A 6,161-nucleotide genomic window follows, 5' to 3' on the forward strand; every position below is an offset into this window, starting at 1 on the left:
TATCATATTGATTGTGATTTTGTTTGTAACTGAATTTTTTTTCGCACTCTTTTCCATTACCGCTGCCAGAGATTCTGAATGGGCCGCCTTGGAACGCAATGCAGAAAACATAAAGATGTATTGCGAACGCAATAAAGATCATGCGACATTCGGCGGCATATCACAGCAAGGTCGCAACATCACTTGGGAACTGGCATCTATAGACGAGTTGAAATTAACATCAGACAATCTTGACGAACTTCAACGATCCAAACGTCTAAAATTCATCAATGATCACACATATGAGTTATTTATCAGCCTCAAAGGATCAAGAAAATACCTGCATGTCAGTGAGCAAAACTATCATGCCAGTCAGACAATGCATCACATCAATGTCATTCTCACTGTCTTTAATCTTGTTCTGACATTCAGCTTAATTATTCATCACCTGATGAAAATCAAGAAGAAACCGGATTGATTCTTCTCGTCCCTGCACAGGCATAAGCGACAACTTGTTTCCAGACCAAGTAAAAAAAGGTTGGATTGCTCAAATATTTTGCAATCCAACCTTTTTATGATTATCTTCCTAACAGATGTACGTAGTTGTCTTTCTCTCCCAAAAATGTGTCTTGTGAAAGATCTTTGTAAAAAGCGGCCTTCGTCGTCGTATAATACGGCCAATACCAAATGAACCCGATTCCGAACGGGATTATGCAAGCTACAATGAACCAGCCCGCAAAACTGAGCTGAAGCACGAAATAGTCAAGCTTGTGCCCTTTCATCAGCGAACGACTGAGCGTAATATAGTCAAGAAAATTCAGATCCTCATCATGTCCGCTGTCCGTTATGTCCTTATAAATATAGTAAGTTTGCGAATATGAATAGGACTTGACAATTCCCGGAATGATAAGGCACAGAGTCCATAACACTTTGAAAATCGTCGTCAAAATGACCAAGATAATCGTCCCGACAAAATATTTCTTGCAAAAAACGGCAAAAATACCGCTGGCGGTATTGAAGTCGGCTTTTTTTGTTCTCAGCCAGTCAATCGTCGTAAACATTACGCCAACCGTCAGCAACGTCCCGATAATTGAAGTAACGGAGCTTCCGACATTCGCACCGGAGCTTCCTGCAGATACGTCATTGTCTGTTGACCCAATCGCCTCAGCAACATGTCTTGCAGAATCCGAATCAACAAACGATGCAATCAAAAAGACGCACAATCCGACCAACGACATGCAAATGATCGATCCGGCAATCGGAACGATATTAAGCAGGATTGCCTTTCCCCAGTGACCCTTGAGCAGTTCTTTCGATTCTACTTTTAGCTCGCTTCTGGTTTTCATTAAAATTCCCCCTTCTCCATAGACATTATAATACTCCAATTAAACATAAATTTCAATCTGTCAACCACTATCGGCTAAAGTCGATGGCTTCCTAATGAGTGCCTGAACCACAATTTGCATAGATACGGACTGTTTAACCGAAAAGCCGTAGTTGTCTGGGCAGTGACTGTCTGATTACCAATACCTTTTACATTCCCAGGTTGTCATAGGAATGGGTCTGGACTTTGGGCCATGCTTTTTGTTCTTTTGGGAGTCCTTTTCCAGGATATTCAGTGTCGCATTGCGGACAAGTCCATTCGCAATCTGCCAGTGTCAGACTTTCAGACCCATGACTGTCCATTACAAAACTGCAGTCATGACAAGTCCGGGTTGTATTTTCAGGATTGACCGTGATAAACTGACAATCATAGAGATCTGCCTTGTAAGCCAGCATAGCTTTTACGATGAAACTTCGGTACACCGGTGCCATGTACCTTGTGAAAGGCTTCTCAAACCTTGCAGTGGCTTTGGATTGCATTAGCTTTCGCAAGGCTGTCAATACGCTTATCTTCTAAAAACTGGAAATGATTCGACATTTGCCTGGCATTCTGGCGAAGCTTCAGCTGCTTAATGCAATCCTGTACCGTATCAACTTGCAGCTTAACTCGGCTTAATTGCCGAAGTTCCTTGCCAATTACAACCATTCCATGACTAAAGTCACGGGATTTCCGGCTAAGCATAATTGAACAGCTTTTGAACTGTTTTTGGCGTACCTGTCACAAATAATCTGATATCATCCTCCAATGTTATATAAGGATCCACATCCATAGAAAGCTGACCTTTCTTGCGATAGCCAACAACATTCATCTTGTATTTTCTCCTGATGTTCAAGTCAGACAGCGTCTTATGCAGCCAGGCTTTCGGAACGTCAATTTCAAAAATCGAATTCTCGTCGTCAAGTTTGATGTAGTCAAAGATATGATCAGAAATATATCTGATTGCGGACCATTCGGCAAGCTCTTTTTCCGGATAAACGACTTCATCTGCACCGTTTCGCAGCAAAAACTTGGCATGTATCCCGCGTGCGGCCCTTGCAACGACCTTCTTTGCACCCAGTTCCCTTAATAAAAGCGTCGTTTCAAGCGAACTCTGAAAATCATCACCGATTGCGACAACGCACAGATCATAATCATTTACACCAAGTGTTTTCATGAATTCCGGACTTGTCGTATCTCCAATCAACCCCCGCGTAGCGTAAGGAAGCGCCACTCTGACCCTTTCTTCATCACCGTCAACGATCATTACCTGATGACCGAGCTGATTCAGCTTTTGTGCCATATGTCTCCCAAAACGACCTGCTCCAACGATTAAAACTGATTTCAAGTAAAAATTCCTCCTGTCCTTATCCGACTTGTACTTTTTCCTCAGGCTTGAGCGGATCCACCACATGCCTTCTTGCAATCGTTGCAAAAACGAGCGTCATTCCGCCGACTCTTCCCATAAACATCAAAACAATCAAGATCAACTGCGAAAGTACACTCAAATGCGGCGTGATTCCCAGCGTCAGTCCAACGGTTGCCACTGCAGAGGCAGTCTCAAACATGCATTTCAAAAAAGGAAGTCCTTCAATTGCGCTGATTGCCATTGCGCTGAAGATGCATGTTCCGAAATACAAGCTGAAAACAGCTGCTGCATCAAAAATGACCCCTGTTCCGATTCTTCTGCCAAATGCAGTTGCATCTTTTTTGCGATGCAAAACCGAATGTGCCGAAATCGCCAAGACAGCCACTGTCGTAAGTTTCATTCCGCCGGCAGTGGATCCTGTGGCTCCGCCAATCAACATCAGCAGGATATTCATCACGATTCCGTCATCACTCAATTCAGACAGATCAACCGTATTAAAGCCGGCAGTTCTCGGACTGACGGTCGTAAAAAGTGCGGCCAGAATTCGTTCTTTTAACGGATAGTGCCCAAACTCCGCAAAGAAGAAATATAAAAACGGAACGATAATCAGGATGGCAGTCGTCGCCAAAACAAGCTTTGACTGCAAACAGTACCGTGAAAAATGCAGCTTGTTCTGGCGAACGTCTTCCCACGTACGAAAACCCAGTCCGCCAATCAAAATCAAACTCATAATTACAAGATTGACCGGCAAATTACCGATGTAGCCCGTCAATGACGCATAAGGATGGGTTCTTCCCAAGAGATCAAAACCGGCATTGCAAAATGCAGAGATTGAATGAAAGACCGCATAAAAAATGCCGCGAATTCCGCCAAATTGATGCCAAAATACCGGCAGCATCAGCAGAGCTCCTAAAATCTCGCAACAAACAACAGTTTTAATGATAAAAGAAGTAAACTTGACGATTCCGCCAACATAAAAAGCAGAAATCGACTCCTGCATCACTGTTCGCTGCATCAAACCGATTTTCTTCCGGCCCAGCAGCGAAAATGCCATTGCAACCGTCACAATGCCAAGTCCTCCGATTTGTATCAGACATAAAATAACGCACTTTCCGAACAAACTCCAATACGTTGCCGTATTCTTAACGACCAACCCTGTAACGCATGCTGCCGATGTTGACGTAAACAGGGCATCCTTGAAGGACGTTGCGTCTCCGTTTGCCTGTGAAACCGGCAGCATCAGCAACAGCGTACCTGAAAGTATCAGACCTAAAAAACCAAGAATAATTATCTGAAAAGACGTTAACCTGACTTTTTTCAAAAAATCACCCCGACATTCATCAAAGTTCATTCTACCACAAAAAGCCCAACTATTTAACAAATAGCCGGACTGCATGCGCATCAGTTGTTCTGTCCAAGAATTTCAGGCATCTTTTCCAACGCTTTAAACACTTCCCAATATTCAGCATCGCTGATTGTCAATGCCAGTTCTTCTTTAAAATTTTCTGGAAGATTTCCGTAATTTGACCTTGAAAAACGCGGTATCAAATATCTTTCAATCAAATCAATTCCCAGTTGCAGAATGTTCCCCATGAATTCTTTATCCTCAAGCATTTTTTCGCATTCCTTCAATTCGTCTGAAGCAGCTTCGCTTGGATATTCGCGCATCAAAAGGGCTTTTCCGGAAATGCTGGCTTTTGAGACCTTGACCGCATACGCAAACGCCCTGCTCATGTCAACCGTCCATGCGTAATGATTATATGCGATGATGTATTCAAGAGCGACATTGACCGCAGCTTTTTTGCAGAAATCCAAAAGCTTGAAGTCGTCTCCGGTTCTTAATTTTTGATACCTGAAGGCTCTAAGCATCGCTTCAACGCAATAATCGTCAAATGCAAGCTTAAATCTGTTCCTTGCTTCATATGCCTGGGCACGTAAACGGTATGCTTCGATAAAAGCGTGTTTTTTCAGCAAACGGGTGGCATATTTTACGGCATCATCGTAACGGGAATAAGCAATCGCATCAAATTCGCCTTCAACTTTCTTAAGCAATGCGTATTCTTCTGTTGTCGGTTCGTCCATCAGGGTTCTTTCAGAGCTCTCGATGAAAAATGCAGCTTTCTGCTTGATTCCCGTTTCAGTTGCATATAAATCGTAGCGCTCTGCAATTTCATTCAATGCGTTGATCTTGCGATGAAATTCTTCCAAGGGGATTTTGCTGAAAATTTCGCGCATAAACCTCAATTTCATCTGATTTTCATGTCCGTCATTTATCATTCCGAGCAAATCATAGACCCGACCCGAGCCAAGCCTTATCGCCTCGGCCCGAAAATTCTCGCTTCTGAAACGTGCCAGACTGACTGCACATATTTTCCTATCCAGATCCTTGTCAAACTGACTTTTGACAAACAGATCGAAATCAGCCCTGGTTTCGCTGGTCATATACTTTTTAGCCGCTGAAACATGATTGATGTCATCCAGCATCACCAAATAACCCAGCGAGGCCAAAAAATCATCCAACTGCCTTAAAATCTTATTTTGTTTTCGGTTAAGTTCCCCTTGACACTCTTCACTGACGGAAAATGCCAGATACATTAAATGGACGCTTGCTTCTCTGGTATCCCCTTGTCTAAGATTCAGCTTGTACAACAAAAAAATCAATTCGCTGTCAATCACTTTAAAATTCTCAAACGTTTCCCTTGCCAGTTTCAGCGCTTCCTTGTACCTTCCCGCCTCCGTCAACATGGAAACTATTTGAAGTGATTGTTTATATTCGAGGTCCAACATGCTGATTCACCTGCTTCTTTTAGTCGCAATATATTATTTTATTTAAGTTTAAAATAAAAATAGGCTTTTTTTGCATTCATAGAATAGAAAAATATGTGAACTTTGCATAGCTAACTTATACTATGAGTCAGGCATCCTTGCCGAAAAGCACCGATAATCCTGCTGTTTGACGAATGAAACACTTCTTTTGCATGTGGATGAAAACCGCTCTTTTTGCCAAATGCAGTGCCGAACATCGCCTGCCTGATCAGTGCATCAAGGGAGAATTACGGACAAATCGGCATTTTTTAAGATTTGTCCGTAAATGCCAGCTCCAGACTCCTTCCAGTCACTTTGTCCTCGCATCACGGCAACCGCACCTCAAAAACAGACCAAAATCACAGAAAATTGAAAAGACAGTCTACTCTGTCTTCCCGACTCAGAAATCCGCCTCAGACTTGATATACAGGAAAACATGCCAGGCGCCTGTCATACCACAGAATCACATGGATTGAATCAAATGTACTCTGTCCGGAATTTCAAACATATAAAAAAGAAGCCGGGATTTTTCCCAGCCTCTTTCTTGATTATCGTGAAAGCCTCAGTCTGCCTTCACAAAATCATTTTCCCTTTTCCATCAATCGCTGATGATCCTAGTTTCTTCTTCTGCGTCTCAATTCTTCCGCG

General features: G+C 42.8%; 6 protein-coding genes and 1 pseudogene. 1 reads left to right on the forward strand and 6 read right to left on the reverse strand.

What is annotated here, in order from left to right; translation table 11 throughout:
• Nucleotide 1 precedes the first annotated feature (1 nt).
• Complete coding sequence (locus tag V7Z60_RS08335; protein WP_334117367.1) at nt 2-457, forward strand: hypothetical protein; 456 nt, start codon at nt 2-4, stop codon at nt 455-457.
• A 100-nt stretch (nt 458-557) separates the two neighbouring features.
• Here the strand turns inward: V7Z60_RS08335 and V7Z60_RS08340 are convergent, their stop codons facing one another.
• The 6 genes and pseudogenes from V7Z60_RS08340 to V7Z60_RS08365 form a co-directional block, all read right to left on the reverse strand.
• Nucleotides 558-1,325: a DUF975 family protein gene (locus tag V7Z60_RS08340; RefSeq protein WP_334117368.1), complete on the reverse strand. Its 768-nt coding sequence runs from the start codon at nt 1,323-1,325 to the stop codon at nt 558-560.
• Between the two features lie 187 nt (nt 1,326-1,512).
• A complete protein-coding gene (locus tag V7Z60_RS08345) occupies nt 1,513-1,842 on the reverse strand; it encodes a zinc ribbon domain-containing protein (protein ID WP_334117372.1) in 330 nt (109 codons plus the stop codon).
• Nucleotides 1,817-2,008, reverse strand: a pseudogene (locus V7Z60_RS08350) (RNA-guided endonuclease InsQ/TnpB family protein); the annotation flags it as partial. The pseudogene V7Z60_RS08350 and the gene V7Z60_RS08345, both read right to left, overlap by 26 nt.
• A 28-nt stretch (nt 2,009-2,036) precedes the next feature.
• Nucleotides 2,037-2,687, reverse strand: coding sequence for a potassium channel family protein (locus tag V7Z60_RS08355; RefSeq protein WP_334117369.1), 651 nt, complete (start codon nt 2,685-2,687; stop codon nt 2,037-2,039).
• Between the two features lie 19 nt (nt 2,688-2,706).
• Entirely contained in the window at nt 2,707-4,029 is a 1,323-nt protein-coding gene (locus V7Z60_RS08360; protein ID WP_334117370.1) for a TrkH family potassium uptake protein, read from the reverse strand.
• An 80-nt stretch (nt 4,030-4,109) separates the two neighbouring features.
• A complete protein-coding gene (locus V7Z60_RS08365; protein ID WP_334117371.1) occupies nt 4,110-5,495 on the reverse strand; it encodes a hypothetical protein in 1,386 nt (461 codons plus the stop codon).
• Between the last annotated feature and the right edge of the window lie 666 nt (nt 5,496-6,161).

The sequence above is a fragment of the Ligilactobacillus sp. genome (genome assembly GCF_036846325.1).
In the GTDB taxonomy this organism is placed as follows: domain Bacteria; phylum Bacillota; class Bacilli; order Lactobacillales; family Lactobacillaceae; genus Ligilactobacillus.